1 protein-coding gene is annotated in these 733 nt (G+C 74.4%); it reads left to right on the forward strand.

The features are described 5' to 3' along the window. On the forward strand, positions 1-579 hold a 579-nt coding region (locus tag VB737_RS07440; RefSeq protein ID WP_500312270.1), incomplete at its 5' end, for an insulinase family protein. Positions 580-733 lie beyond the last annotated feature (154 nt).

The raw sequence follows: 733 nt of genomic DNA on the forward strand, positions 1-733 counted from the left end.
GTCCCGGCGGAGCTGCGCGTCACCCCGGGGGTGCACCGGCTGGCGGTGCCGCGGCTCGAGGCCGCCCGGCTGCTGCTGCTGTGGTGGCTGCCGCCGGCCGCCGATCTGGAGGCCATGGCCGGGGCCGACCTGGGCACCACCGTGCTGGCGGAAGGTCGGCGCAGCCGCCTGGTGGATCGGTTGCGGGAGCAGCTGCAGATCGTCGAGAGCATCGATCTGGATCTGCATGCCATGGAGGGCGGCAGCATCGCCCTGCTGGAGGCCGTCTCCGATCCCGAGGAGCTGGGCGAGGTGCGGCAGGCCATCGAGCAGGTGTGGCAGGAGCTGCGCCAGGACGCCCTGGAGGAGCAGGAATGGGGACGGGCCCGGCGCCTCGTCGCCAACGGCTACCGCTTCTCCCTGGAATCCCCCGGCGGCGTGGCCTCCCTGATCGGCAGCAGCCGCCTCTGGGGCCGGCCCCAGCACCTCGCCCATCCCCTGGAGCTGCTGGAGCGCTGGTCGCCCGTGCGGCTCCAGGAGCAGATGCTGCCCCTGCTGGATCCGGCCCGGGCCTGCGTGCTCGAGGCGGTGCCGGCATGAGCATCGCCCCATCCCCCGGCAGCCAATCCCCCGGCAGCCCCTCGCCCAGCAGCCCATCGCCCAGCACCGATGACAGCCGCGTCCTGGAGGGAGGCCTGCCGCTGAGGATCCTGCACCGGCCCGGCCCGGCGATCCTGGCCGCCCGCCTCGCCAT

The sequence above is a fragment of the Synechococcus sp. BA-120 BA3 genome (assembly GCF_034931285.1).
GTDB lineage: Bacteria > Cyanobacteriota > Cyanobacteriia > PCC-6307 > Cyanobiaceae > Cyanobium.